Annotated in this window: 22 protein-coding genes; 6 read left to right on the forward strand and 16 right to left on the reverse strand. The window is 68.2% G+C overall.

The features are described from left to right. Position 1: 1 nt before the first annotated feature. From tssK to tssB, 8 genes are read right to left on the reverse strand one after another with little or no spacing between them, the layout of a single operon-like run. Complete coding sequence (gene tssK / locus HPA02_RS10820) at positions 2-1336, reverse strand: type VI secretion system baseplate subunit TssK (protein WP_146803210.1); 1335 nt, start codon at positions 1334-1336, stop codon at positions 2-4. Further along, positions 1336-1872, reverse strand: coding sequence for a type VI secretion system lipoprotein TssJ (gene tssJ / locus HPA02_RS10825; RefSeq protein ID WP_146803211.1), 537 nt, complete (start codon positions 1870-1872; stop codon positions 1336-1338). Before tssJ ends, tssK begins: the two co-directional genes overlap by 1 nt. Next, positions 1869-3215 (reverse strand): type VI secretion system-associated FHA domain protein TagH, encoded by a 1347-nt coding sequence (gene tagH / locus HPA02_RS10830; RefSeq protein ID WP_146803212.1) that lies wholly within the window; start codon positions 3213-3215, stop codon positions 1869-1871. The genes tssJ and tagH overlap by 4 nt, the downstream gene beginning before the upstream one ends. 5 nt (positions 3216-3220) lie before the next feature. After that, positions 3221-4237, reverse strand: coding sequence for a type VI secretion system baseplate subunit TssG (gene tssG / locus HPA02_RS10835; protein ID WP_146803213.1), 1017 nt, complete (start codon positions 4235-4237; stop codon positions 3221-3223). After that, positions 4201-5964 (reverse strand): type VI secretion system baseplate subunit TssF, encoded by a 1764-nt coding sequence (gene tssF, locus HPA02_RS10840; RefSeq protein ID WP_146803214.1) that lies wholly within the window; start codon positions 5962-5964, stop codon positions 4201-4203. The genes tssG and tssF overlap by 37 nt, the downstream gene beginning before the upstream one ends. A gap of 22 nt (positions 5965-5986) precedes the next feature. Continuing rightward, positions 5987-6409 carry a type VI secretion system baseplate subunit TssE gene (gene tssE, locus HPA02_RS10845; protein WP_146803215.1) on the reverse strand — a complete coding sequence of 141 codons (423 nt, stop codon included), beginning with the start codon at positions 6407-6409 and terminating at the stop codon, positions 5987-5989. A gap of 13 nt (positions 6410-6422) precedes the next feature. Continuing rightward, on the reverse strand, positions 6423-7904 hold the full coding sequence (gene tssC, locus HPA02_RS10850) for a type VI secretion system contractile sheath large subunit (protein ID WP_146803216.1): 1482 nt from the start codon (positions 7902-7904) through the stop codon (positions 6423-6425). 33 nt (positions 7905-7937) lie between these two features. Further along, positions 7938-8444 carry a type VI secretion system contractile sheath small subunit gene (gene tssB / locus HPA02_RS10855; protein WP_146803217.1) on the reverse strand — a complete coding sequence of 169 codons (507 nt, stop codon included), beginning with the start codon at positions 8442-8444 and terminating at the stop codon, positions 7938-7940. 849 nt (positions 8445-9293) lie between these two features. Between tssB and rpiA the strand changes: the two genes are divergently transcribed. Continuing rightward, positions 9294-9968 carry a ribose-5-phosphate isomerase RpiA gene (gene rpiA, locus HPA02_RS10860; protein WP_146803218.1) on the forward strand — a complete coding sequence of 225 codons (675 nt, stop codon included), beginning with the start codon at positions 9294-9296 and terminating at the stop codon, positions 9966-9968. A 99-nt stretch (positions 9969-10067) separates the two neighbouring features. On the opposite strand, the gene waaA is transcribed toward rpiA, so the two are convergent. The 3 genes from waaA to HPA02_RS10875 are packed head-to-tail and all read right to left on the reverse strand — an operon-like array spanning position 10068 to position 13875. Next, positions 10068-11351 (reverse strand): lipid IV(A) 3-deoxy-D-manno-octulosonic acid transferase, encoded by a 1284-nt coding sequence (waaA, locus tag HPA02_RS10865; protein ID WP_146803219.1) that lies wholly within the window; start codon positions 11349-11351, stop codon positions 10068-10070. Positions 11352-11381: 30 nt separating this feature from the next. Further along, entirely contained in the window at positions 11382-12812 is a 1431-nt protein-coding gene (hldE, locus tag HPA02_RS10870; RefSeq protein ID WP_146803220.1) for a bifunctional D-glycero-beta-D-manno-heptose-7-phosphate kinase/D-glycero-beta-D-manno-heptose 1-phosphate adenylyltransferase HldE, read from the reverse strand. Next, positions 12802-13875 (reverse strand): glycosyltransferase family 9 protein, encoded by a 1074-nt coding sequence (locus HPA02_RS10875; protein WP_146803221.1) that lies wholly within the window; start codon positions 13873-13875, stop codon positions 12802-12804. The genes hldE and HPA02_RS10875 overlap by 11 nt, the downstream gene beginning before the upstream one ends. Between HPA02_RS10875 and HPA02_RS10880 the strand changes: the two genes are divergently transcribed. Further along, a complete protein-coding gene (locus HPA02_RS10880) occupies positions 13874-14590 on the forward strand; it encodes a 3-deoxy-D-manno-octulosonic acid kinase (RefSeq protein ID WP_146803222.1) in 717 nt (238 codons plus the stop codon). The two genes, HPA02_RS10875 and HPA02_RS10880, sit on opposite strands and share 2 nt — an antisense overlap. Here HPA02_RS10880 and HPA02_RS10885 read toward each other — a convergent pair. Then, the gene (locus tag HPA02_RS10885; protein WP_146803223.1) at positions 14578-15585 is read right to left on the reverse strand and encodes a glycosyltransferase family 9 protein; all 1008 of its coding nucleotides are present in this window, start codon (positions 15583-15585) and stop codon (positions 14578-14580) included. The genes HPA02_RS10880 and HPA02_RS10885 overlap by 13 nt on opposite strands. Beyond that, positions 15582-16724 carry a glycosyltransferase family 4 protein gene (locus tag HPA02_RS10890; RefSeq protein WP_244945911.1) on the reverse strand — a complete coding sequence of 381 codons (1143 nt, stop codon included), beginning with the start codon at positions 16722-16724 and terminating at the stop codon, positions 15582-15584. The genes HPA02_RS10885 and HPA02_RS10890 overlap by 4 nt, the downstream gene beginning before the upstream one ends. A 41-nt stretch (positions 16725-16765) precedes the next feature. On the opposite strand from HPA02_RS10890, the gene HPA02_RS10895 reads away from it, so the two are divergent. After that, entirely contained in the window at positions 16766-17836 is a 1071-nt protein-coding gene (locus HPA02_RS10895; RefSeq protein ID WP_146803224.1) for a glycosyltransferase family 9 protein, read from the forward strand. A 61-nt stretch (positions 17837-17897) separates the two neighbouring features. Here HPA02_RS10895 and HPA02_RS10900 read toward each other — a convergent pair whose 3' ends face one another. Then, complete coding sequence (locus HPA02_RS10900; RefSeq protein ID WP_146803225.1) at positions 17898-18680, reverse strand: glycosyltransferase family 2 protein; 783 nt, start codon at positions 18678-18680, stop codon at positions 17898-17900. Between the two features lie 171 nt (positions 18681-18851). On the opposite strand from HPA02_RS10900, the gene HPA02_RS10905 reads away from it, so the two are divergent. Continuing rightward, positions 18852-20540: a sulfatase-like hydrolase/transferase gene (locus HPA02_RS10905; protein ID WP_244945912.1), complete on the forward strand. Its 1689-nt coding sequence runs from the start codon at positions 18852-18854 to the stop codon at positions 20538-20540. Here HPA02_RS10905 and waaF read toward each other — a convergent pair. Beyond that, on the reverse strand, positions 20537-21580 hold the full coding sequence (gene waaF / locus HPA02_RS10910) for a lipopolysaccharide heptosyltransferase II (RefSeq protein WP_146803226.1): 1044 nt from the start codon (positions 21578-21580) through the stop codon (positions 20537-20539). The genes HPA02_RS10905 and waaF overlap by 4 nt on opposite strands. Further along, a complete protein-coding gene (rfaD, locus tag HPA02_RS10915; protein WP_146803227.1) occupies positions 21573-22529 on the reverse strand; it encodes an ADP-glyceromanno-heptose 6-epimerase in 957 nt (318 codons plus the stop codon). The genes waaF and rfaD overlap by 8 nt, the downstream gene beginning before the upstream one ends. A 124-nt stretch (positions 22530-22653) precedes the next feature. Between rfaD and glyQ the strand changes: the two genes are divergently transcribed. Both glyQ and glyS read left to right on the forward strand, forming a co-directional pair. Then, positions 22654-23604, forward strand: a complete 951-nt coding sequence (gene glyQ / locus HPA02_RS10920; protein ID WP_146803228.1) for a glycine--tRNA ligase subunit alpha — start codon at positions 22654-22656, stop codon at positions 23602-23604. Between the two features lie 2 nt (positions 23605-23606). After that, positions 23607-25673 (forward strand): glycine--tRNA ligase subunit beta, encoded by a 2067-nt coding sequence (gene glyS, locus HPA02_RS10925; RefSeq protein ID WP_146803229.1) that lies wholly within the window; start codon positions 23607-23609, stop codon positions 25671-25673. The last annotated feature ends 118 nt before the right edge of the window (positions 25674-25791 follow it).

Raw genomic sequence — 25791 nt, forward strand, 5'->3', positions numbered from 1 at the left:
CTTAGCTCCTGATCGCCCAGAATTGCAGTTCCAGCCCCGGGAAGTCGCCGGCCACATGGAAGGCGAAGCCGCTGGCGCCCTCCAGCATGCTCCAGGCCTGGCCGCTGCGGTCGAGGCGGAAGTAGCTGTAGCCGGCGTGGTAGGGCAGCTCGCGGGGGGCCACCGGCAGCGGTTCCAGGGGAATCCCCGGTAGCTGCAGGCTGATGAGGTCGCGGATGCGCTCGACGCTGGCCACCTTGGTCTGCTGCAGGAACAGCTTGCGCAGCCGCTCGTGGGGCATATCGGCGCGCACCGCGAGGATGAAATCGGCGTTCTCGATCAGCCCGGGGTCGGCCAACGGGGCCACCAACAGGCCATAGCGGCGGGCCTGCAGCTGGATGGCCATGGCGCGCGGCTCCAGCACCGTGGAGAGAGACTGGCGCAGGCTCTGCATCAACGGCCGGAAGGCGCGCTCCGGATGGTCATGGTCGTAGGCCGGGAACTCCGGCGGCAGCCGCGACTCGTCGGTGAAGGTGACCAGCTCGCTGGCGGTCTCCAGCATCTCGGCGTAGAGGCGCTCCGGGTGCAGCCGGCCGAGGCGCGCCAGGTGGGCGAAGCGCGGCTGGGCACGGTTGAGCTGCTGGAGCAGCATGAAGTCGGCCACGTCCGCCACGCCGCTCTGCTGGGGCGAGGCCAGGCGCTGGGCGATATTGCGGGCACGCTCGCGCATCAGCCCGGCCATCTCGCCGAGGAAGCGCCCCAGCCGGGGGGCCGCCTGGACATTGAGCAGGGTCGGCAGGAACTGCTCGTCCAGCACCAGGCTGCCGTCGGGACGACGCTCGTGGATGCGCGCCACCGCCAGGCAGGCGTAGGCGCTGCGATCCTCGTTCTCCAGCAGCAGTCGGGGCGCCACCCGGGCCAGTTCCAGGTCGGTGGTATCGCCCTCCCGAGAGTGCAGGTCACGCACCCCGCGGGGTTCCAGGCGAAAGCGCGCCGGCAGGTCGTCGCCGGGCCAGCGCACCTCGGCCACCGCATCGGTGGCCAGCGGCAGGCCCAGGTAGACCACCTGGTTGGCAATGGCGGCATCGTCGATCTCCAGGGGGGGAGGCTCGATATCGTCGTCGGGCAGGCGGAAGGCGGTGCCGTCCGGCATCACCCCGCTGGCGCGACTCAGGGCGATGCGCCCGAAGCTCAGGTATTCGACGTTGAGTTCCAGGGAGAGGAAACCGTAGGGGTGCTGGCCGATGCCCTCCAGGCGGGCATCGATCAACCCCTCCAGGCTACGCTGCTGCTGCTGGAAGTGCTGGGGCTTGATAAACAGCCCCTCGCTCCATACCACGCGGTTGCGACTGGCCATCAGCCTTCCTTCCTCAGTTCGACTTCGTGGGCGCGCAGGTGGACCAGCAGGTGGTGGTGTTCGCCGCGGGAGCGCACCCGCACCACCTTCTTCCATTCCGCCTCCTCGGCATCGCCATAGAAGGCGATGATGCCCAGGTAGCGGGTCTCGGGATCCACCTCGAAGGGCTCGTAGAACTTCCACTGGCCGGGCAGCAGGGTGAAGTCGTCATGGCTCAGGTAGTTGGTGCCCAGGGCGCCCTCGAGATCGTCGCGCAGCTGGTCGAGGTCCGCGGCCATCAGCATGGAGTCGTCCTTGAGCTGCAGGACCTGGAAGCGCAGCGGCGCGCCCTCGCCCTCGCGGTTGGGGTTGACGTCGGGCTCGGCAACCATCGCCAGGTCGATGCGGGTCGGGCGATCCTCCGGATAGCCCACCGGGATCGAGGGATCACGCATCACCTGCCAGGTCTTGCCGGCGGCTTCCCGGGTCGAGGCGCAGCCACCCAGCAGGCCGGCGATCAGCAGCAGGGCGAGAGCGGAGACGAGCAGTCGCTTCATGCGTCCTCCCGCTGCTGGCGGCGCACCGAGTGATCGTAGGCCTGCTCGAAGACCTCCCAGAACAGCTTCTGGAAGCCCCGCTGGCGCCCGGAGTTGAGCTCCCGGTAGTAGTGGCGATACATCTCCCAGGCCCAGCCGCCCTCGTCCTCGAGGCGGTTACCGGCGCCGCGATAGGCATGGAAGCGGCGCAGCAGCGCCTCGGGGGCGAAGGCATCGAGGATGGCGCCGAGGGCCTGCTCGATGGCCTCCTCCACGGCCTGCTGGTGCTGTCCCTGGTGGGCCAGGCACTCGGCCACGGCGGCAGGCGGGGAAAGATGTACCGGGCTGCGGTCGGCGGCGAACAGGGTAGTGAGGGTCTCCGGGTAGGCCTGGCCCAGGCGCAGGGGGTTGTCCTCGATGGGTTGCAGGCGGCGGTCGCGCAGCGGGTAGCGGCTGTCGTCCTGGACGCGCTGCAGGGCCATCAGCCCCTCGAGGGCGGCGCGCAGGGTCTGGCCGGCCTCGGCGAGGAAGGCCTGCTGCTCCTCGCTGTCGCGCAGCGGCAGTTGCGCGCCCAGGCCGCGCAGCAGGGGGTCGGCGCCCACATGGCCGGTGGCGGCGGCCTGGGGCTTGTGCCAGCGATCCTCAAGCTGCTCGCCCACCGAGCGCTCCAGGTCATTCAGTAGCCGTTCATCCATGATCAGGTCCTCGTTGGTGCGAATCGTCGGCATGTCCACGGCCGTGGCGTGCCGTGGTGGGGGGCTGTAACCGCGACTCCCGGGCGTGGCCAGGAGGTCGTCGTCGGTGGTCAGGGCCTCGGGCTCGGTCAGCGCCAGCATGGGGTCCTGCTGGCCGGCGCCGGGGCTGACGCCGCCCAGGGCCGCCAGGGGATCCTCCTGATCGGGGCCTCGGCTCGCCTGGGCGCCCAGCGGGGAGAGGGTCGCCGGCAGGCCATCGCCCTCCAGCGCCTCGGGCTCCTCGTCGATCAGTTGGCTCAGCGGCTGGCTGCCCGGGGTGCCCTGCTGGCGGTCACCCAGGTGCACCCGCAGGCAGTAGTCACCCAGGCGCAGTGCGTCGCCGTCGCGCAGGGCGGCGCGTCGGCCGCGCCCCAGGGGCAGGGTGGCCTGGTTGACGAAGGTGTGGCCGCAGCTATCGATCAGGCAGAAGCGCCCATCGATGCGGCGAATTTCGGCGTGATTGGAGCGAATGCGCCCGGCATGATCCTGCAGCAGCCAGTCGTCGCCGCCGCCGCTGCCTATGGTGCCACCGGCCGCGGCGAACACATGGCTGCTGGTGGAACGCCCCTCAAGGCGTTCGCTGTTGGTGACAACCAGGGTGATGGCATCGTGATGGGGGGAGGCGTGCATGGGCATTACCCTGTCATCTGAATGCGGACCCGGCGGCGCCGGCCGGCGCCCCGGGCATCGGGGTTGACGAAGGTGGTCCAGCCGAGCTGGCAGCTGCCGGCCTCGCCGAGGCGCATGGGCAGCACGGCGCTCTCCAGCAGTTCGAGCTCCAGGTCGTAGGCCAGGGGCTCGCGCAGCACGAAGGCCATCAGGGTCTTGAGGGCGGCATGCTCGCGGCCATCGGGCAGGAAATCGCGGAAGCGCGCCAGGCTGAGGCCGCGCAGGCAGAGGACGAACTTGCCCCCCACGTCGGCGACCCGCTCGCCGGCGATCAGGTCCTGGCCCAGGGACATGTTGCCGAGCCCGGTGCGGCTGCGCTGGTCCTCGGGGATCGCCACCCAGCGGTGCACCCATTGCTCGATATGCACCTCGTCCAGGTCGAAGCAATGGGAGACGATGCCGCCGACCACCTCCGGCGAGCGAGAGCGCCCGGCCAGCAGGCCGGCATAGGCCAGCATCTTGCTCCAGTTGATGGGTGTCTCGCCGCGCAAGTCATCGTCGGCCAGGCCCACTAGGGCGAAGATCGCCGCCGAGAAGCCATCCCTGGCGTTGTCCTGGTAGCGGGCGTAGTGGCGATACTTGCGCCAGGCCCGGTGCATCAGGGTCAGCAGGCGGTGGTTGAAGAAGTCGAGGAAGTCGCCGGCGGTGCCTTCGCGGTGGGCGCGGCCGTGGGCCAGGGCCTCCAGGTAGTAGCCGGGCAGCGGCGACTGGGCGCCCTGCAGGCCGAAGAAACTGACCTCCAAGGCGTAGCCGTCGCGCGGCCGCGGCGCCAGCTCGATCACGTCGCTGCCGGGAAAGCCCAGGGAAGCCGAGGCGTGGAAGCGCACCCGCTCATGCCCCGGGACCTCCTGGCGCGCCTCGAGGTCATCCCCGTGGTAGCGATGCAGGAGTTCGACGAGCTGGAAGAAGTCGTAGCGCCGGGCCCCGTCGAGCAGGGGCCGGAGCGCTACATCAGGGGCTGCTGGCCCGGCCGCAAGGTCCATGCGTAGCGCTCTCGGTTGTGACGGTTGATGACATGCAACTCGTGGAAGGAGTTGATGCTGGCGTACAGGGAGAAGAAGTGCGACAGCACGCTGCCGAACAGGTAGAGGCTGCCTTCGTCGCCGAAGGCCGACTGCTCGAGGGTCATGGTCGAGCGCAGGCCGCGCACCGGCAGGCCCCGCTCCAGGCGGTCGATGGGCCGGGTCTCGATGGCGGCGATGCCGGCCAGGCGCTGCTGGGAGACCCGTTCCGCCTGGCGGTCGACCAGGGCACGGAAGTCATAGGCGCGCAGCACCGAGCTGAGGGCGTCGCGCTCCAACAGCGACAGGTAGTTGAGCGACAGGTTGGAGATCAGCGTCCACAGCAGGCTGCCGTCCAGGGTCGGGCGCAGCGTCGGCGTCGGCCGGGTCAGGTTGCGGAAGTCGGCATAGGCCGGGCTCGACTCGGTGGGGACGCAGATATCGCCCACGGTGAGTCGCTCCGGCAGGGCCCGATTGCTGCAGGTGAGGCGCAGCGACAGGGTCTCGCGCAGCCCCAGGCAGGCCCGTTCGTCGCCACGCACGAAGGCGATGTCATGGTCGAAGCCATCACCGCGCAGGCTGTCGCGGACCCGCACTCGATAGTAGAGGGACTCCCGCTGACGGTCGCGCTCGATCTGGTGCTGGAAGCTCTCGAAGGGCACATAGTCGCGGGGCTTGCCGCGGATCTTGCCGGAAGCGCTCTCCAGCCAGCCCTGCACCGCGTCGACGCTGAACACCTCGTAGTGATCGGGATGGCGGCTGCTGGGGTGGATGCGGTATTCGCTGCGCTCGCCGCTCAGGTCGATGGGGTCGGCATCGTGGGTGAAGAGGTTGATGGCCGGGGTGCAGTAGAGCGCCAGGTGCTCGTCGTGCACCTTGGCGTCCGCCGGCAGGGTCCGCGAGAAGACGAAGCGCAGGGTCAGGCGCCGGGCCTGGCGCGGCGGGAGCCGACGCCCCAGGGCCTCGAGCTCCACGAACTGGAAGGCCTCGGGGAAGCACAGGTACTCCTGCAGGATGCGATAGCCCTGATGGACATTGCGTGGGTAGGGCAGCAGGGCATGCTCGCGCTCGAAGCCCACCGGTTTGAGGGTGCCGACCGGCAGTCGCTGGGTGTCGCCATCCACCTCCAGCTCGATACGCGCCAGGTAGTGGTTGAGCCACAGGTAGAGGGTGCGGGCGGTATAGCCGTCGCCGCCCAGGTGCAGGCGCAGTGCCTCGATACCCAGCTCGTCCAGGGGCTGGTCGCTATGCACGTCCAGGGCCAGCTCGACGATGGAGGCCTCCCGGGAGTGCTGGGCGGTGACCCCGGCATGTTCCAGGGGATAGAGCGCCACCTCGTGGCAGGTGTGGAAGCGGCAGGGGGTGCCATCCACCGGCTGGCTGGCCAGGGCGGTGCCCGCGGCGATGCGCTGGCTGGCGCTCAGCGCGTGCCAGATCGGCTGGAACTGCACCAGGGTCATGCTGGGCACCGGACGCAGGTAGTTGGGCCACAGCATGTTGATCAGCGAGTGGGTCAGTTCCGGGAACTCGTCTTCCACCTTCTCGCGCATGCGCCCGGTGAGGAAGGCGAAGCCCTCGAGCAGGCGTTCCACGTCCGGGTCGGTGCTGCGCTCGGAGAGGAAGCGGCTCAGGCCGGGGTTGGCTTCGGCGAAGTCCCGCCCCTGGCGTTTCAGGAAATTGAGCTCATCCCGGTAATAGCGATTGAGCATACGGACCTCGCCGCGGTGGTGGTCAGTTCAGGCACTGGTAGCGCTTGTCGTTGAGCAGCAGGTCGATGGTGGCCTCCGCCTGGTCGGCGCCGAGGTCCAGGGTGGCGTGCACCTGGAAGCGCAGCTGCAGCGGCGCGCCGCTATTGGGCAGCGACTCCACCTCGGCACGGCGAATACGCGGCTCGAAGCGCTCGATGCACTGACGGATGGCGCGCTGGACGTTGAGTTCCAGGTCCAGCACACCGATGGTGGCATCGTTGAAATCGAGCAGGCCCAGCTCCGGGGCGGACTCGCTGTGCCCCGGATGGCTGTTGAGCAGGTCGACCAGGTGGCGCTTGACCGACTCCACCGTCTCGAGGGTGGAGTCGGCGCTCGGCGCGTCGGGAGGCGCCGTCAGGCGCTCGAAGAGCCGTCCGCGGGACCGGCCATCACGAGGATGCGTCATGGCTCGGGGCCCCTCACTCCTTGTCGAGGCGACCCACCAGCGACAGTTCGAAGTTGGCGCCCATGTACTTGAAGTGCGGACGCACCGCCATGGAGACCTGGTACCAGCCCGGATCGCCTTCCACGTCGGAGACCTGGATGGAGGCGGCGCGCAGCGGCCGGCGGCTGCGTACGTCGGCGGGCGGGTTCTCCTGATCGGCCACGTACTGGCGGATCCAGGCATTGAGCTCTCGCTCCAGGTCCTGACGCTCCTTCCAGGCACCGATCTGCTCGCGCTGCAGCACCTTGATGTAGTGGGCCAGGCGATTGACGATGAACATGTAGGGCAATTGGGTGCCGAGCTTGAAGTTGGTCTCGGCGGCCTTGCCCTCGGGGGTGTTGGGGAAGGTCTTGGGCTTCTGCACCGAGTTGGCGGAGAAGAAGGCGGCGTTGTCGCTGCCCTTGCGCATGGTCAGCGAGATGAAGCCCTCTTCGGCCATCTCGAACTCGCGGCGGTCGGTGACCAGCACCTCGGTGGGGATCTTGGCCTGCAGCTGACCCATGGCCTCGTAGGTGTGCACCGGCAGGTTCTCCACGGCGCCACCGCTCTGGGGGCCGATGATATTCGGGCACCAGCGGTACTTGGCGAAGCTGTCGTTGAGGCGCTCGGCCAGCAGGTAGGCGGTGTTGCCCCATAGATAGTGCTCGTGGCTCTCGCTCACCGTCTCCCGGTAGTTGAAGCTCTTGACCGGGTTCTCCACCGGGTCGTAGGGCATGCGTAGCAGGAAGCGCGGCGCGGTCAGGCCCAGGTAGCGGGCGTCCTCGGATTCGCGCAGGCTGCGCCAGCGGGCGTACTTGGGCCCCTCGAAGATCGCCTTGAAGTCCTTGATATTGGGCAGCTCCTCGAAGCTGTCGATGCCGAAGAAGCTGGGCGCCACCGAGGAGAGGAAGGGCGCATGGGCCATGGCACCGACGGCGGCGGTGTATTGCAGCAACTTGATGTCCGGGGTCGAGGGCGAGAAGTCGTAGTTGCCCACCATGGCGGCCACCGGCTCGCCGCCGAACTGGCCGTACTCCGCCGCATAGACGTGCTGGTAGAGGCCGCTCTGGCTAAGCTCCGGGGCGAACTCGAAGTCCTCCAGCAGCTCCTCCTTGGTGGCGTGCAGGACATCGAGCTTGATGTTCTCGCGGAAGTCGGTGCGATCCACCAGCAGCTTCAGGCCGCGCCAGGCGGATTCCAGGTGTTGGAAGGAGGGATCGTGAAGGACCTCATCGACCTGCTGGCCGATCTTGCGGTCCAACTCGACGATCATGCGGTCGACCACCGCCTTGTTGACCTGGGGGGTGCCGTCGTCGCTGCGCAGGAGTTCGCCGATAAAGGCGGCGACGCCTTGCTTGGCGATATCGTAGCCGTCGTCGGCGGGGGCCATGCGGGTCTGGGCCATCACCTGGTCGAGGAGGCTCTCCTCGGCTTGGGTCTGGGTCGCCTGTTGCTGCTGTTGTGCCGTGTCGGTCATGAGCGTGCCTCGGTTCCGTTGCCGTGCGATGGGTTAGGCGTTGTCGCCGCGGGTCTCGAGCAGGTCCAGCTCGGCCAGCAGCTGTTGACGCGCTTCGTCGCTCTCCAGCAGGCGCTGCAGGCGGTCGCGGAAGGCGGGGACATTGCCCAGCGGGCCCTTGAGGGCCACCAGGGCCTCGCGCAGCTCCACCAGCTTGCGCAGCTCGGGGACCTGGCGGGCGACGCTATCGGGCGCGAAATCTGCGAGGGACTGGAAGGCCAGCTCCACCGGAAGATCTCCGGGCTCGTCGCCCTCCGCGAGGCGGTTGGGCACGCTGGTCTGCAGCGACAGGCCGGCCTCGCGCATCACCGACTGGAAGTTGTTCTTGTCCACCGAGACGGTGCTGCGCTCCTCGATCGGTGCCTCTTCCGCCCCCCCCTTGAAGTCGCCGACGATCAGCAGCTTCTGGGGCAGCTCGGTCTCGGCCTGCTGGTCGCCGGTGGCGGGCACATACTTGATATTGATCCGTTCCTTCGGTGCGACGGTGCCTTCTTTGGCCATGATCAAACTCCCTGACGAACCTGGTGCGTCTATCCGTGATTTGTATCGGCAAAAAATTGCTGCTGGCCCCGCTAAGAAACGAGCCAACAGCAACTTTTTGTTATTTACAGAAATAAGAATCCGCCACAGGCCGCGCAGAGCCGAGCGGTGACAGCGGATCGCAACTTTTCTCAGTTGCGCGATGATAGCAGCATTGATTTCCACTGTGCAGGAGGGGGGGGAAGGCGCAGCTAGCCGACCTATCAAATTCAACAATATTAGGAATTAAAAATAAATCTATGAAATATATGGATTATTTTTCCAGACATCTTGCCGAAATCGATAGTCTCACAGGTATCGCCAGGATTTTTCTACAGAAAACATGGCAAATCTCCTACAAGATAACCGTTATAGGGTATCTTGCTAGTCGATCCCCACCCATGAGCTCCGACAGAATCTAATTAAGATTAGGCAAAAAATTGCCCATACCGAGCAACTCACTTCCCGGCCTGACAATCACATCTCCTGACAATCACATCTCCTGACAATCACATCTCCTGACAATCACATCTTCTTACATTTCTTATAATATATATAACTCTTGCGTTTTCGATCACGCTTCCAAAGTGTCTTCCATCCAGACAGGCACCAAAAATTTATGGCGGTCCAATCCTTCGCTCCTGAATTCACGCACCGCCTCTTGCCTAACGGTCTAGGGATATGCCTGCCACCGACGAAAGCAGGAGACGACTTCCCCCACGGCAGCCCCTGGCGGGAAGGGGCTGCGCGCCGGCAGTGATACCCATGTGGTCTCCGCTCCCACTGCCTTATAATGGGCCCACACTCATCCAGCCCCATGGACCCGCTCCCATGACCCAAGACGAACTCAAGGCCGCCGTGGCCGCCGCCGCCATCGACGAGATCCGCCCCCATCTGCACCGCGACACCGTGCTGGGTATCGGCACCGGCTCCACCGCCAATCTCTTTATCGATCAGCTGGCCCGGCTGCGCGACGACTTCGCCGGTGCCGTGGCCAGTTCCGAGGCCAGCGCCGAGCGCCTCAAGGGGCATGGCATCGAGGTCTTCGAGCTCAATTCGACCGGCAGCGTGCCCTTCTATATCGACGGTGCCGACGAAGTGAACGCTCACCTGCATATGATCAAGGGGGGCGGCGCGGCCCTGACCCGGGAGAAGATCGTCGCCGCCTGCGCCGAGCGCTTTATCTGTATCGCCGACGCCTCCAAGCGGGTGGCCACCCTGGGCGCGTTTCCGCTGCCCGTCGAGGTGATTCCCATGGCCCGTTCCTATGTGGCCCGGGAACTGGTCAAGCTAGGCGCGGACCCGGTCTATCGGGAGGGCGTGGTCACCGATAACGGCAACCAGATCATCGACTGCTATGACTTTATGATCGAGGACCCGGTGGCCATGGAGGCCCGCCTCAATGCCATCGTCGGGGTGGTCACCAATGGCCTCTTCGCGGCCCGCGGCGCGGATGTGCTATTACTCGGCACCGAGACCGGCGTAGAGCGGCTGCCCCCGGCCTGATCGACGATAGCGATAGCGCCCCGGGCGCGACTCTCGAAAGTTTTCTGTTGCTGGGTATCGACAAGGGTGTCGAACGACTCAGCCCACAGGAGTAAGCGCCTACTGACTCTGGAAGGGCGGCTTTGCGAGCCCTTCCAGGGTGCGTGCCAGGGCGCCACGATTGGCGGCCACCACGCGACGCCCCGCCTCACCGAGGCGCTGGCGCCTCGGTTCATCGGCGAAGAGCGCCGCCAACCGCTCGGCCAAGGCCGTGCCATCCGCCACTTCCTCCAGGGCCTCGGCCTCGCGCAGCACCTCGGCGACCTCCTCGAAGTTGGCCAGGGCCGGGCCGCTCAGCACCGGCACCCCCAGGGCCGCCGGCTCCAGCAGGTTATGACCACCCACCGGCACCAGGCTGCCCCCCACGAAGGCCAGGTCCCCCGCCGCGTAGAGGGTCATCAGCTCGCCCAGGGTATCGCCCAGGTAGACCGCCGTCTCGCCATCCACCGCCTCCTCCCGGGAGCGCCGGGCGGTAGACAGGCCCCGACGCTCGCAGAGCTCGGCCACGGCGTCGAAGCGCTGGGGATGACGGGGCACCAGGATCAGCAGCGCCTGGGGATACTGCTCGCGCAGCCGGGCATGGGCGCCCAGCAATTGCTCGTCCTCGCCCTCATGGGTCGAGCCGGCCACCCAGACCGGGCGCTCGCCCAGCCGGGTACGTAAGCGCCGACTCGCCTCGCGTAGGGCCTCATCCGGACGGATATCGAACTTCAGGGAGCCCACGATGCTGGTTCGCTCGGCGGCCATGCCGAGGGCCCGGAAGCGCTCGGCATCCGCCGCCGACTTGGCGGCCAGCCAGTCGACGCTACTCAGGGCTTCGTGCATCAAGGGGCGCAGGCGCCGATAGCCGTGGAAGGCTCGGGGGGAGAGGCGACCATTGAGTACCGCCACCGGCACCCCGCGGCGATGGCAGGTGGCCAACAGATTGGGCCACAGCTCGGTCTCGAAGAACAGTGCTCGTGACGGGCGCAGCCGGGACACGAAACGCCGCGCCGCGCCGGGAAAGTCCAGGGGCAGGAAAACGTGCCCCACCCGGCCCCGACCTGCCTCGGTGAGCTGCTCGGCCAGGGCCAGGGCGCGCTGGGCCCCGGTGGCGGTCATGGTGGTGATCACCAGGCGCTCGCCGGGGCGAGCCAAGGCCTCGATCAGCGGGCGGGCGGCGACCACCTCGCCCAGGGAGGCGCAGTGTAGCCAGGTGACCCGCTCGCCGGGAGGCGACGGGGGAATCCACCCCAGACGCTGGCGGCGCGGGTGAGTGAGCAGTGACTCACGCCACACCCGTCGCCAGATCAGCGGTGCCAGGCCATAGAGAGCCGCCGAATAGAGCCAGCGAGGCCAGCCCATCAGCGCTTCCCGGGCTCGGTCGGCATCCGCCTAGTCCTCGCGATCGAGGATGGTGGAGATCATCGCGGTGGTGGAGACCCCGTCCTCGAAGCCCAGCACCTTGACCTCGCCGCCGTGGGCAATCACCGCCTCGCCGCCGGCGATCTCCTCGGGGCGGTAGTCGCCGCCCTTGACCAGCACGTCCGGCAGCACCCGGCCGATCAGCTCGGCGGGGGTATCCTCGGCGAAGGGCACCACCCAGTCCACGGCGCCCAGGCCGGCCAGGACCTGCATGCGCCGCACCAGGGGATTGATGGGGCGCTTGGGGCCCTTGAGGCGGGCGATGGAGGCGTCGTCGTTGACCGCCACGATCAGGCGGTCGCCCAGCTTACGGGCCTGCTCCAGGTAGGCCACATGGCCGGCATGCAGGATATCGAAGCAGCCGTTGGTCATCACCACCCGCTCGCCGCGGGCCTGGGCGGCGCGCACCGCCTCCGTCAGGGCCGGTGCCTCGATCATGCCAAACTCGGCCAGCTTGTCGCCGTGCAGGGCGGTGTAGAGCTCGGCGATGGAGAGGGTCGCGGTGCCGGGCTTGGCCACCACCAGGCCGGCGGCCAGGTTGGCCAGGGTCATGGCCTCGGGGAAGCCGTGGCCGGCGGCCAGCGCCAGGCCCAGCACGCCGATCACGGTATCGCCGGCGCCGGTGACATCGAACACCTCCCGGGCCCGGGTGGGCAGGTGCAGGGGCTCGTGATCGGCGCGGATCAGGGTCATGCCCTTCTCGCTGCGGGTGATCAGCAGCGCCTCGAGATCGAGCTCCCGGCGCAGCGCCTCGCCCTTGGCGGCCAGCTCGGCGTCGTCGCGACAGGGCCCCACCACCGCCTCGAATTCGGTGAGGTTGGGGGTGATCACGCTGGCCCCGCGATACTTGCGGAAGTCGCTACCCTTTGGGTCGACCAGTACCCGCTTGCCGGCGGCGCGCACCGCGTCGATCAGCGCCTCGACCCGGTTGAGGGTACCCTTGCCGTAGTCGGAGAGGATCACCAGGCCGACCTCCGCCAGGCGTGCGGCGACCCGTTCGCCCAGCTCGCCGGTATCCACCTCGCAGAGCCCCTCCTCGAAGTCGAGGCGAATCAGCTGCTGGTTGCGGCTCATCACCCGCAGCTTGGTGATGGTCGGAATCTCGGCGCTGCGCTGAAAGTGAACACTCACTCCGGCGTCTTCCAGGCGCTCGCTCAGCAGGCTAGCGTTGTGGTCATCGCCCACCAGGCCGGCCAGTTCGGCCTGGGCCCCCAGGGAGGCGATATTCAGCGCCACGTTGGCGGCGCCGCCGGGGCGGTCCTCGCTCTCGCCCACCTTGACCACCGGCACCGGCGCCTCGGGGGAGATACGCGAGGTGCCGCCGTGCCAGTAGCGATCCAGCATGACATCGCCCACCACCAGCAGGCGGGCCTGTTCCAGGGCGGTCAGATCAAGCTTCATTCCTTGGCTCCGATAGCAGGGCGTCGAGACGCGCGATCACGTCCTCGGCACGAATCAGGGACATGGCGTCCGGGTGGCGCACCCGTTGGCCCCATTCCAGCGCCTCGGGGTCCTTGTTCAGGTAGGTGCGTACCGCCTCGGGGTAGCGATTCACCACCGAGTCGCGCCACCGATAGGGGCCGGCCCGCTCCGGGTTAGTCGTGGCGAAGAGCCCCACCACCGGAGTATCGAGGGCGTTGGCCATATGCACCGGGCCGGAATCGGGGGCGACCACCACCCGCGCCCGGTCGATCAGCGCCAGGAGTCCCTTGAGGGAGGTGGCACCGATGGCATCGATCAGCACCTCGTCCTGGCACAGCCGGCGAATCTGCTCGGCCATCTCCCGCTCCTGGGGCGTGTCGCTGCCGGTGAGCACGGTTTTCAGGCCATATTGATGCCAGGCGTGATCGATCACCGCGGCGAAGCCCTCGGCCGACCAGTTGCGGAAATTACGCAGCCGCGCGCTGCTGCAGGGGCTGATCAGCAGATAGGGCGCCTCGCCGGTGAGCCGACGAGCCTCGCCCACGGCGGCCTCGGGAATCGGCAGGTCCCAGGTCAGGGAGCTGTCCTGCACGCCCAGTAGGCGGGCGAAGTCCATAAAGGAGTCGAGCACATGGGCGCGGGGATGGGGCGCCAGGTGACGCTGCACGAACCAATGCTGCTTGTCCTTGGCGCGGGCCGGGTCGTAGCCGATGCGTACCCGGGCCTTGAGGCCGAGGGAGAGCACGCTGGCGCGCACCGCCTGCTGCATGTGCAGCAGGGCATCGAAGCGGGTCTCGCGCAGTTGGCGCCAGATGGCGCGCATACCGGCCAGGCCGGTGGCCTTGTCGTAGACCACGAACTCGACCCCGGAGAGGCCGGCCAGTAGACTGTGCTCGCCCTTGCCGATGATCCAGGTGATGCGCACGCCGGGCCACTGGCGTTGCAAGGCACGCACCGTCGGCACCAGGTTGCAGACATCGCCCAGGGCGGAGAGCCGCAGCACGCAAAGGTGCTCGGGGTGGGCGGGCAGAGGATGCTTCATGCGGTTGGCTATATCCCGAACGGAAAAGGCGGTCATTCTATATGATGCCGACAGTTTAAGTGACGCCGCCCCCGGGCCACAAATCGGCCCCGGCAGCGCACCAACGCCTACCTGGTTCCAGGGCGCCTTCTGGGAGGCCCGTCAGGCGGTGGTCGGCCAGGCCCCGGGGCGGGGCGCCAGCCTGTTTCTCGAGGCGGGCCCCGAGGAGTGGGTACTGCGTCCCTATCGCCGCGGCGGGCTGATCGCCCGGCTCAGCGAGGCGCGCTACCTGTGGACCGGCGAGGCGCGCAGTCGTGCCTTCCGCGAACTGCGCCTGACGGCGGCACTCCATGAGCGGGGCCTGCCGGTACCGCGGCCGGTGGCGGCCTGCCTCTGGCGCCATGGCCTGACCTACGAGGCGGCACTGATTACGGTGCGCCTGCCCGGCGCCAAGGCCCTGGCCGAACGCCTGACCCGCGCCGACGCCTGCCTGCTGGCGCGGGTCGGCCGCACCATCCGCCAGTTTCATCGGGCGGGGCTGGATCACGTCGACCTCAATGCCCGCAACCTGTTGGTGGACGAGACCGGCCAGGTGTGGCTGATCGACCTCGACCGCTGCCGCCTGCGCCACCCCGGCCCTTGGCGCGAACGCAACCTGCAACGCCTGGAGCGCTCGCTGAAGAAATTCGGCGTCCCCGAGGCCATGGCCGCCATTCGCCGCGGTTACGCGGAGTAGAGGCGCGACAACAGGGACTCCTGCGTGCCCAGGATATCGCTTGTCTCGGGCACCCGGCCGTCACGATGGAAGACCGCCTCGTGGCACGCCTCGTAGTGGGGCCAGTAGCGGAAGGGTACCGTCATATAGAAGATCCCCAGCGTCGGCGTATGAGTGGCCAGGGCCAGGTTCCTGACCCCAGTGTCCCCGGAGACCAGCAGCGCGCTCTCGGCGAGGAAGGGCGCCAGGGCATCCAGGTCGAGGCGCCGTTGCACCGAGACATTGGCATGCCGACCGGCGATATCCATCAGGAAGTCACCGCTCTCTTCCGCCTTGTTCCCTTCCAGCAGCACATGCTGATAGCCGGGGAAACGGATGGCGGCCTGATCGATCAACGCCGCCCAGGATTCTCGAGAGAGGGACTTGCGGCTCACCGCCGCATAGGGGAAATAGACGATGCGGTGGCGCGCCTCCCCTGGCCGATGGCGAGGCAGGGAGAACTCCAGCGGATACTGCGGCTTATGCCCCATGATCTTGAGGAAATCGAGCAGGATCTCCGCCTCATAGTGGAAGTCGGAACGCAGGATCCCCACATCGAAGAGCAGCCGATTAAAGACCTGGCGATAGGGAAAGCCGAGCTTGACCCGCGCCCGGGTCACCAGGCTGAGCAGCCGGGAGCGGGAGGTGTCGGCCAGGTCGAAGAGCACGTCATAGCGCCCCGGCTCGCGCAGCGAGCGCCATTGCTCGGCCAGGAAGCCTTCGCCATCCAGCACATGCACCTCGTCGATCAGGTCCCTCGGTAGGGCGTACTGATAGCGGCTGACCGTACTCAGGGTGATATGGGCCCGCGGGAAGACGCGACGCAGCTCCACCAGGAAGGGGCGCGCCGCCATCATGTCACCGAAGGCGCACTGGCGAATCACTAGGATTCGGCGCACCTCCTGCGGATCCAGTGCCGATAGCCAGCGCCGCCCGCGCTCATTCAGATACCCGCCCTTCTCCACCCAGGCCTTCATGGTGCCTTCTCCGTTTCTATGTCCCGATAAATCGCCGTCAGGGCAGCGATATGTGCACTGATCTCGAACTCCTGGGCAACCCGCTCCGCGGCGGCCTTCCCCAGGGCCCGGCGCAGGCCGGCATCCTCGGCCAGCTCGCGTAGGGCCTCGGCCCAGGCCAGGGGCGAATCCGGTGGCGCCAGGCGCCCACACGTCGGCGGCAACAGCTCGGGGATGGCGCCGCTGTCGGCGCCGATCACCGCCTTGCCGGCGGCCATCGCCTCGATCACGGTGAGGCCGAAGGCCTCGTTCACCGAGGGCACGCAGACCACGTCCAGGGCCTCCATCAGCCGCGGCAGGTCGCGACGAAAGCCGGTCAGGGTGACGCGCTCGCCCAGGGCCAGCTCGGCGATACGCGAGCGCAGCCGCGCCACATAGGCTTCGTCGCTGCCCTCGCTGGCCTCGAGGCCGCCGATCAGCACGCCCTGGAAGCGTAGCGCCGGCGCCAGCCGCGCCAGTTCCGCCAGGGCCTCCAGCCACAGTTCCTGGCCCTTGCCGGGCGTCAGCCGCCCCGGCAGGCCGATGGCGATGGCGCCGTCGGCAATGCCCAGTTCGCCGCTCAGGGTAGCGCATTCTCGCGCCGTCAGCCGCGGCCGATAGGGCGCGGTGTCGATGCCCAGATAGAGGCGCCGAATGCGTTCCGGGGGCAGCGCGAAGGCCTTGAGGTTACGGGCCCGGGTCGCCTCGCTGATGGAGAGCAGCCCGCTCAGCTTGCCGTAGGCCCAGCGGTGGTAGGGCCCCTTCTTGGGCCGGGTCACCCCCATGTGCTCGGTGAACACCAGGCGCAGGGCGGGCCAGAGAGTGGCCAACAGGGCGGCCAGGCGCAGGTCGCTGGACTTGTGACAATGCACCACGCGGATATCATGGTGCTTCAGGTAGCGCAGGATCCGCGGCGCCGCCAGCAGGGCGCGCCCCCGGGAGGGCACCGTCAAGGGCGTGATGCCGGCCTCCTCGAGGCTGGCCGCCACCCGGGAACCCGCCAACGCCAGGCCGTGGGCCTGCCAGCCCTGGCGTTCGAGCTCGGGGATCATCCGTGCCGGGTACATTTCCAGTCCACCCCACCCTTCAGAGAGGCAGATATGCATTACCTTGTGGGACAAGGTCGTCTCCTTCGTTGCCAAGCCGGGATCCGGGCCCGCCGATGACCGATGCCACCGCCTCCCCGCGGCGCATCCTGGTGGTGCGCAACGACAAGCTGGGCGATTTCATGCTCGCCTGGCCGGCCCTGGCGAGCCTTAAACGGGCCAGTGGCGCTAACCATATCACCGTCCTGGTGCCCGGCTATACCGCGCCCCTGGCGCGGGCCTGCCCCTGGGTGGACGAGGTGCTGGTGGATCCCGGCGATCACGCCGGGCGTCGTGCCCAGCGCGAGCTATTGGACACCCTGCGCCGGGGACGCTTCGATGCCCTGCTGACCCTCTTCTCCACGCCACGTATCGGCTGGTTGGGCTGGCGGGCGGGCATTCCCCTGCGCCTGGCGCCGGCCACCAAGTGGGCGCAGGTATTCTACAACCGCCGGATCACCCAGCGCCGCTCCCGTTCCGAGAAACCGGAGTACGTCTACAACCTGGAGCTCGCCCGCGCCCTGCAGCGCGAGCTGGGGCAGGTCACGCCGGAGGTGGCGCCCCCCTACTGGCCACTGCCTGCCGCGGAGCGCCAGGCCCAGCGCCAACGGCTCGGTGACGAGCTGGGCCTGGCCTCCGAGCGCCCCTGGCTCTTCCTCCACCCGGGCAGCGGCGGCTCGGCGGTCAACCTGACGGCGGCACAGTATCGCGACCTGGCGGTCGGCGTCTCCGCCCGCCTGACCCACCCGCCCCTCTGGCTGCTCACCGCCGGCCCCGGCGAGGAGGCCGCCGCCGATGGCCTGGCCCAGGATCTGGGTGACGCGGGCCTCGAGGCCCATCGGGTGCCCGCGCGCCCCGACCTGGCCGCCTTCGCCAGGACCCTGATGGCGGCGGACCTGTTTATCGCCGGCTCCACCGGCCCGCTGCATATCGCCGGCTGCCTGGATCGCCCCACGGCGGGGTTCTATCCCGCCAAGCGCTCGGCGACGCCGCTGCGCTGGCAGACCTGTAACCGGGCGGAGCATCGACTGGCCTTCAGCCCGCCGGCCCTGCCGGGTCAGGAGACCGAGATGTCGCGGATCGACTTGCAAGCGGCCGCCGAGGCCATCGCCGAGCGGATCCATCAGCAAGACAAAAGCGAAGAATAATTAACCATCGGAACTCGGCGGTGATCCTGGAGAGCGGCGAAGGACCTTCGCCCTTCGGCCGTTAGTGACTATCGGAGGTATCGCCGGGCGGCGGGCTAGTGCGGGTCCGTACCCAGAGGTCCGCATACTTGGCGAAGGTGGAGTGCGCCGAGAGCAGCGCCAACAGCAGCCCCTGGCGCCCGTCCAGGAAGCCCGCCTTGAGCAGGTACATGCGCAGGAAACAGCCGATGCCGTGCACCACCCCCGCCCCCAGGCTGCCGCGCTTGCCCCGGGCGGCTCGCTGCTCCGCCCAGGCCTGGGCGTAGTGGGCCGACTTCTCCAGGTAGTGGCGCAGGTCACGGTAGGTGAAGTGGAGCAGGTCTCCGGCGAGCGCCTTGACCGGCAGGCTCTCGGGATTCTCCAGCTTCTCGTGCACCAGGGCATCGTTATAACCGGCGCGGCCCCGGGGATAGAGGCGGGCGACCCGATCCGGGTACCAGCCAGAGTGGCGAATAAAGTCGCCGAAGCACCAGGAGAGCCGCGCCAGGGTGTAGATCGCCGGGGTCGCCTCGGCCAGGGCGGCCTGGAGGCTCCGGCGCAGCTCAGGGGTGACCCTTTCGTCGGCATCCACCATCAGGATCCAGTCGCTCTCCACCAGGGCCTCGGCCCGGCGACGCTGGATACCGAAGCCCTGCCAGTCCGCCGCCACCGCCACCTTGTCGGTATAGCGGGCGGCAATCTCGCGAGTGGCATCCTGGCTGCCGGCATCCAGCACCACGATCTCGTCGACCCAGGTGAGGGTATCGAGACAGGCGGCGAGGTGCTCGGCCTCGTTCTTGACGATGAGTACGGCGGCCAGCGACATGGGACGATCCTGCGCGACGATGGGGAAGGCGCCAGTGTAAGGGGGCCCCGGGGCCATCGCAACGCGCCCTCTCCAGCCCGGTAGCGAAGCTTGTTAGGCTAGGAGGTTGCCGAATGCGCTAGTGGAGTCGGCAGTCTTCCAGGTCCCACCTCAACCGCCAGAGAAACCGCCTTGAAATCGAGCCTCCCCCTGCTGAGCCATCCTTTTCGCCACCCCCGCTGGTGGGCCCTGGGCTTCCTGGGCCTCTGCCTGGGACACGCCCTGAGCGTGCTGCTGCCGATCCCCTGGTTCAGCCTGCTGCCCATCGCCGGCCTGTGGCTGGGCCTGGCCGCCAGGCTGGGCTGGGGAGCGCCCCGCCATGCTCGCTATCGACGCGTCTGGCCCTGGTCGCTGCTGCCCCTGGCCCTGTGGTGGGTCTACCTCTACCTCTCCCATGGCTTCGGCATCGTCGACCTGGGGGCGGTTTTCTTCCACCTGCAGGCGGGCATCTCCGAGCACGGCGGCGCCGGGCGCATCACCGCGGCCATCCTCTATACTCTGGCGGGCCTGCTGAGCCTGGTGGCCTTCACCTGGCTGATTCGCACCGACAGGCGCTGGCGACTGTGGGAGAAGGTACTGATGCTGGCCCTGGTGGCCGGCAATCCCCTGCTCTTCGGCCTGGGGCAGCGCGGCGCGGCCATCGTGGTGGAGGACGACGGCGCCTGGCTCGACCGCCGCTATCAGCAGCCCGTGCTCCAGGGCCGCCCGGCCTCTCCCCCCAATCTGCTGGTGATCTATCTGGAGAGCCTCGAGCGCACCTATGCCGACCGGGAGCGCTTCGGCGATGCCTATGCCGACCTGGATCGGCTCGGCGCGCGGGGCAGCGTCTTCGCGGGGGTGCGCCAGCTCGACAATACCGGCTGGACCATGGCCGGGATGATCGCCAGCCAGTGCGGGGTGCCGTTGATGCCCGCCGGCCTGCTGCATGACCGCCAGTTCGAACCCCTGGAGGCGGTGGCCCCCGGGGTCGACTGCCTGGGCGACCTGCTGAGCGAGGAGGGCTATCGCCTCACCTACCTGGGCGGCGCCAGCACCGACTTCGCCGGCAAGGGCCTGTTCTACGAGGGGCATGGCTTCGATCGGGTGCTGGGCCGCGAAGCGCTGACCCCGCGCCTGACCGACCCGGATTACCTCAACAGCTGGGGGCTCTACGACGACACCCTCTTCGACATCGCCATGCAGGAAATCGACGCCCTGGAAGCCGAACCAGGCCCCTGGGGCCTGGTCATGCTGACCCTGGGCAGCCATGCCCCCAATGGCTACCCGTCCCGGCGCTGCCGGGAGCGCCAGGGCGAATTCGATGGCGTGGATATCCTCTACTCGGTGGAGTGCACCGCCTGGCTGACCCGCGACTTCCTGGAACGCCTGGAGGCCAGGGGCCTGCTGGACGACACCCTGGTGATGATCGCCAGCGATCACCTCAGCATGCGGGTCTCGGCCTGGGACCAGTTGGTCCTCGGCGAGCGGGACAACACCTTCATGCTGTTGGGGCCGGGCGTCGAGGCGACCCGCATCGAGCGGCAGGCCTCGACCCTGGACCTCTACCCCACCCTGCTGGAGGCCATGGGCTACGACCTGCCCCAGCACCGGGCCGGCCTGGGCGTCTCCCTACTGGCGCCGACCCTCAACCTGGTGGAACGCCACGGGGTCGAGGAGATCAACCGGCGCCTGACCCAGGAGCGTGCCCTGCAGCAGCGTCTCTGGGAGGGGTTGGCCCCGCGGCCCAGGGCCCAGGGCGACGAGGACGCCGCTTCGGGTGGCGTGGAGCAGGTCACGGAAATGCCCCGGGACAAGCCCGCGGGAGAGATGCCGCCGCTTTAACCCTCGCCCCCGAAGGGCTCGGCGAGCAGGGCCGCCAGCAGGCGTTCGGGGGCCATCCGGGTCAGGCAGTGGGTATGTCCCAGGGGACAGGTACGCTGAAAGCAGGGCGAGCACTCGAGGGACAGGGTATGGATCTCGGCGTTGCCGGTCAGCGGCGGCGTATAGGCCGGCGAAGAGGAGCCGTAGAGGGCATGCACTCGGGTCCCCACCGCCGCCGCCACATGCATCAGGCCGGAGTCGTTGGTCACCACCTGGCGGCAATCGGCGAGCAGGTCCACCGCATCCGCCAGCCGGGTCTTGCCGCACAGGTTATGGGCATGCTCGAGCCCGGCGCCGATCGTCTCGCCGGCCTCCACGTCCTTGGGGCCGCCCAGCACCCGCACCTCGAAGCCTCGCTCTACCAACGCCTCGGCCAGGGCCCGGAAGTGTGCCAGGGGCCACTGCTTGGCGGGCCCATACTCGGCCCCCGGCATCATGCCGATGGCGGGCCGCGACGACAGGCCTTGGGCCAGGCGCAGCTCCACCAGGTTATCGGCATCCACCGCCAACCGCGGTCGCGGGATCGGGAAGTCCCCAGCGGCGGCCGCCTCGGCGGGCATCCCCAGGGCCACGAAGCGCTTCACGGTCTGATCGAGTACCGCCTTGTCGAGGCGCCGACGATCATTGAGCAGGCCATAGCGCTGCTCGCCGGTGAAGCCGGTGCGCCGGGGAATGCGCGCCAGGAAGGGTACCAGGGCCGACTTCAGGGAGCGCGGCAGGACGATGGCACGATCGAAGTGCCCCTTGAGCCGGGCGGCCAGGGCTCGACGCGCACCCCAGCCGAACTGCCCATGCCCCACCTCCAGGCCATGGGCCTCGTCCACCTCGGCCATGCGCTCGAGGATCGGCAGCGACCAGGGCGGCGCCACCACGCCGATGCGGCAACCGGGGTGGCGCGCCTTGAGGGTCATGAACAGGCTCTGGGCCATCACCATGTCGCCGACCCAGGAGGGGCCGACCACCAGGATGCGCGGCCCCCCGGTGGCCTCGGCGCTAGCCATTCAGCCACTCCAGGTAGGCGCGCACGCCCTGGGCCACGCTCTTGAACTCGGCGTCATAGCCGGCCTCCCGCAGCCGCGAGATATCGGCACGGGTGTAGCTCTGGTAGCGCCCCTTGAGCTCCTCGGGAAAGTCGATGTACTCGATCTTGCCGCGGCCGTAGTAGTCGATCACCGCCTCGCCGATGGCCTTGAAGGGCTCGGCGCGGCCGCTGCCCAGGTTGAAGATGCCGGAGCGCTCCGGGTGATCGAGGAACCATAGGTTGACGTCGACCACGTCGCCCACATAGACGAAGTCGCGGCTCTGCATGCCCGCCTCATAGCCGTCCCAGGCACCGAACAGCTTGAGGTCCTGGCCGGCGCTCACCTGGGTATGGTGGTGATAGGCGACGCTGGCCATCTTGCCCTTGTGCTGCTCCCGGGGGCCATAGACGTTGAAGTAGCGGAAGCCCACCACCTGACTGGTGAACTGATCCCAGCGAGCGCGCACGTACTGATCGAAGAGCAGCTTGGAGTAGCCGTAGACGTTGAGCGGTTTCTCGTGCTCCGGCGCCTCCACGAACACCTCGCTGCCGCCATAGGTGGCCGCCGAGGAGGCGTAGAGGAAGGGGATGCCACGCTGCTGGCAGAAGTGCAGCAGCACCTTGGAATACTCGAAGTTGTTGTCGAGCATGAAGCGGCCGTCCCACTCGGTGGTGTCGGAGCAGGCCCCCTCGTGGAAGATCGCCTCGATGGTCGGCAGGGTCGCCGGCCCACCGGCGAGCTCCGCCTCGGCGCGACGCCGGAAGTCATCCTTGTCCAGGTAGTCACCCAGGGTGCAGTCGGCCAGGTTGACGAACTTGGTGCCGTCGGAGAGGTCGTCCACCACCATCACGTCCTGGTGGCCGCGGGCATTCAGGGCCTTGACCAGATTCGAGCCGATAAAGCCGGCCCCGCCTGTTACTACGATCATCGCTTGAGTCCTCTATCGTCCGGGCCGGCGCCGCGGACCAACTTGCCCGGGTGCCTATAACCGATTCCCCACTGATTGTATACTTGACGCCTTGTGAATTCATGGGCCAACCGGTGCTTCACCAATGACAGAGTCGACGCCTGACGCGAAAACCTTCCAGGGCCTGATCCTCGCCCTGCAGCAATACTGGGCCGAACAGGGCTGTGTGGTCATGCAGCCGCTGGATATGGAAGTCGGTGCCGGCACCTTTCACCCGGCCACCTTCCTGCGCTCCATCGGCCCCGAGACCTGGAACGCTGCCTATGTGCAGCCGTCCCGCCGCCCCACCGACGGCCGCTATGGCGAGAACCCCAACCGCCTGCAGCACTACTACCAGTTCCAGGTGGTGATGAAGCCCTCGCCCAAGAACCTCCAGGACCTCTACCTGGGGTCCCTGAAGCGCCTGGGCATCGACCCCCTGGTACACGATATCCGCTTCGTGGAAGACAACTGGGAATCACCGACCCTGGGCGCCTGGGGCCTGGGCTGGGAGGTGTGGCTCAACGGCATGGAGGTGACCCAGTTCACCTACTTCCAGCAGGCCGGCGGCATCGAGTGCTTCCCGGTCACCGGCGAGCTCACCTATGGCCTCGAGCGAATCGCCATGTACCTGCAGGACGTGGACAGCGTCTACGACCTGGTCTGGACCATCGCCCCAGACGGCTCCCGAGTCACCTATGGCGACGTCTACCTGCAGAACGAGCGCGAGCAGTCCGCCTACAACTTCGAGCACGCCGACGTGCCGGCGCTGTTCAATGCCTTCGATCACCAGGAGAAGGAGTGCGCCAAGCTGCTCGAGGCCGGCCTGCCGCTGCCCGCCTACGAGCAGGTGCTGAAGGCCTCCCACACCTTCAACCTGCTGGACGCCCGCCACGCCATCTCGGTCACCGAACGCCAGCGCTATATCCTGCGGGTGCGCACCATGGCCCGGGACGTGGCCCACGCCTACTACGACTCACGCAAGGCCGCCGGCTTCCCCATGGCCCCCGAGGCCCTGCGCCGTGAACTGCTGGCCGACGAACAGGGAGACGCTTGAGCATGGCATCCTCTACTTTCTTGCTGGAACTCGGTGTCGAGGAACTGCCTCCCGGTGCCATCGATAGCCTCGCCGAGGCCCTGGCCGAAGGCCTGCGTCGTGGCCTGAGCGACGCCGAGATCGACTTCGGCGCCATCCGCGCCCACGCCACCCCCCGCCGCCTGGCGGTGGAGATTCTCGAGCTCGCCGACAAGCAGCCGGACCGCGAAGTCGAACGCCGCGGCCCGGCCCTGGCCGCCGCCTTCAAGGACGGCCAGCCCACCAAGGCCGCCGAGGGCTTCGCCCGCTCCTGCGGCGTCGGCGTCGACGAGCTGATCCACCTGGAGACCGACAAGGGCACCTGGCTCGGCTACCGGGAACAGCAGCAGGGTGAGGCCACCACCGCCCTGCTGCCGGGCATCGCCGACAAGGCGATCACCGCCCTGCCGGTGCCCAAGAACATGCGCTGGGGCGCCTCGCGCATCGAGTTCTCGCGCCCGGTGCACTGGCTGGTGATGCTCTATGGCGACGCCGTGGTGGAGGCCGAGATCCTCGGCCTCACCGCCTCCCGCACCACCTATGGCCATCGCTTCCATGCCCCCGAGGCCATCGAACTGGCCCAGGCCGACGGCTACCTGGCGACCCTGGAAGAGGCCTATGTGCTGGCCGATCGCCACAAGCGTCGCGAGCGTATCCGCGAGCAGGTACTGGCCGAGGCGGAGTGCCAGGAGGCCGAGGCGGTGATCGACGAGGCGCTGCTCGACGAGGTCAGCGGCCTGGTGGAGTGGCCCGTGGCCCTGACCGGCAGCTTCGACGAGCGCTTCCTGGAGGTGCCGCCGGAGTGCCTGATCTCCTCGATGAAGGCCAACCAGAAGTACTTCCACCTGCTGGACAGCGACGGCAAGCTCAAGCCGCTGTTTATCACCGTGGCCAATATCGAGAGCCGGGATCCCCAGCAGGTGATCGAAGGCAACGAGCGGGTGATCCGCCCGCGCCTGGCCGACGCCGCCTTCTTCTACGACACCGACCGCAAGACGCCGCTGGCCGAGCGCCGCGACGGCCTGGCCAGCGTGGTCTTCCAGCAGCAGTTGGGCACCCTGGCCGACAAGGCCGACCGCTCCGCGGTGGTGGCCCGGCATATCGCCGAGCGCATCGGCGGCGACCCCCTGCATGCCGAGCGTGCCGCCCAGCTGGCCAAGTGCGACCTGGTCACCGAGATGGTGCTGGAGTTCCCCGAGCTGCAGGGCATCATGGGCTGCTACTACGCGCGCCAGGATGGCGAGCCCGAAGCCGTGGCCCGGGCCCTCTACGAGCAGTACCTGCCGCGCAACGCCGGCGACGAGATCCCCCAGAGCCAGACCGGCCAGGCCGTGGCCCTGGCCGACCGCCTCGACACCCTGACCGGCATCTTCGGCATCGGTCAGCGCCCCACCGGCACCAAGGACCCCTTCGCCCTGCGCCGCGCCGCCATCGCCGTGCTCAATATCCTGGTCAAGGGCGAGCTGGATCTCGACCTGCGCGAGCTGCTGAGCCTGGCGGTGGAGCAGCATGGCGAGCTGCCCAAGGTCGAGGGCCTGGTGGATCTGGTGCTCGACTATATGCTCGAGCGCTTCCGTGCCTGGGCCCAGGACGAGGGCATGGCGGTGGAGAGCTACCTGGCGGTGCGTGCCCGCCCGGTTACCAAGCCCCTGGACTTCGCCCGCCGCATGCGCGCCGTGCACGGCTTCGCCGCCCGCGACGAGGCCACGGCCCTGGCCGCCGCCAATAAGCGGGTCTCCAATATCCTCGCCAAGCAGGAACATGACGGTAGCACCCGGGTGAACCCCGAGCTGTTGCAGGAACATGCCGAGCAGGTGCTGCACCAGGCCCTGGCGGCTCGCCGCGAGGAGGTGGCCCCGCTGTTCCGGGCCGCCGACTACAGCGCCGCCCTGGACCGCCTGGCGGCCCTGCGCGAGCCCGTCGACACCTTCTTCGACGAGGTGATGGTGATGGCCGAGGAGCCGGCGGTACGCGCCAATCGCCTGGCCCTGCTCGCCGACCTCCAGGCGCTGTTCCTGGAAGTGGCGGATATCGCCGAACTCCAGCAGTAAGCAGAGCCCCCGCAAGACCAAGGGCCGGCGAGTGTGACTCGCCGGCCCTTTTCTATTCACTCCGCCCATCCGGGCGTTTCACGTGAAACACCGCCGGCGCCAGAACCGACTAGCCGAC

This window comes from Bisbaumannia pacifica (assembly GCF_007989625.1).
Lineage (GTDB): Bacteria > Pseudomonadota > Gammaproteobacteria > Pseudomonadales > Halomonadaceae > Bisbaumannia > Bisbaumannia pacifica.

Excerpts from the sequence above, each read along its gene's own strand:
- tagH (WP_146803212.1), bottom strand. The coding sequence starts at position 3,215 with ATGCACGCCTCCCCCCATCACGATGCCATCACCCTGGTTGTCACCAAC.
- tssB (WP_146803217.1), bottom strand. The coding sequence starts at position 8,444 with ATGGCCAAAGAAGGCACCGTCGCACCGAAGGAACGGATCAATATCAAG.
- rfaD (WP_146803227.1), bottom strand. The coding sequence starts at position 22,529 with ATGATCGTAGTAACAGGCGGGGCCGGCTTTATCGGCTCGAATCTGGTC.
- tssK (WP_146803210.1), bottom strand. The coding sequence starts at position 1,336 with ATGGCCAGTCGCAACCGCGTGGTATGGAGCGAGGGGCTGTTTATCAAG.
- HPA02_RS10875 (WP_146803221.1), bottom strand. The coding sequence starts at position 13,875 with ATGAAGCATCCTCTGCCCGCCCACCCCGAGCACCTTTGCGTGCTGCGG.
- HPA02_RS10895 (WP_146803224.1), top strand. The coding sequence starts at position 16,766 with ATGACCGATGCCACCGCCTCCCCGCGGCGCATCCTGGTGGTGCGCAAC.
- tssF (WP_146803214.1), bottom strand. The coding sequence starts at position 5,964 with ATGCTCAATCGCTATTACCGGGATGAGCTCAATTTCCTGAAACGCCAG.
- rpiA (WP_146803218.1), top strand. The coding sequence starts at position 9,294 with ATGACCCAAGACGAACTCAAGGCCGCCGTGGCCGCCGCCGCCATCGAC.
- tssG (WP_146803213.1), bottom strand. The coding sequence starts at position 4,237 with ATGGACCTTGCGGCCGGGCCAGCAGCCCCTGATGTAGCGCTCCGGCCC.
- waaA (WP_146803219.1), bottom strand. The coding sequence starts at position 11,351 with ATGGGCTGGCCTCGCTGGCTCTATTCGGCGGCTCTCTATGGCCTGGCA.
- waaF (WP_146803226.1), bottom strand. The coding sequence starts at position 21,580 with ATGGCTAGCGCCGAGGCCACCGGGGGGCCGCGCATCCTGGTGGTCGGC.
- hldE (WP_146803220.1), bottom strand. The coding sequence starts at position 12,812 with ATGAAGCTTGATCTGACCGCCCTGGAACAGGCCCGCCTGCTGGTGGTG.
- tssJ (WP_146803211.1), bottom strand. The coding sequence starts at position 1,872 with ATGAAGCGACTGCTCGTCTCCGCTCTCGCCCTGCTGCTGATCGCCGGC.
- HPA02_RS10900 (WP_146803225.1), bottom strand. The coding sequence starts at position 18,680 with ATGTCGCTGGCCGCCGTACTCATCGTCAAGAACGAGGCCGAGCACCTC.
- tssE (WP_146803215.1), bottom strand. The coding sequence starts at position 6,409 with ATGACGCATCCTCGTGATGGCCGGTCCCGCGGACGGCTCTTCGAGCGC.
- glyS (WP_146803229.1), top strand. The coding sequence starts at position 23,607 with ATGGCATCCTCTACTTTCTTGCTGGAACTCGGTGTCGAGGAACTGCCT.
- tssC (WP_146803216.1), bottom strand. The coding sequence starts at position 7,904 with ATGACCGACACGGCACAACAGCAGCAACAGGCGACCCAGACCCAAGCC.
- HPA02_RS10880 (WP_146803222.1), top strand. The coding sequence starts at position 13,874 with ATGCGGTTGGCTATATCCCGAACGGAAAAGGCGGTCATTCTATATGAT.
- HPA02_RS10885 (WP_146803223.1), bottom strand. The coding sequence starts at position 15,585 with ATGAAGGCCTGGGTGGAGAAGGGCGGGTATCTGAATGAGCGCGGGCGG.
- glyQ (WP_146803228.1), top strand. The coding sequence starts at position 22,654 with ATGACAGAGTCGACGCCTGACGCGAAAACCTTCCAGGGCCTGATCCTC.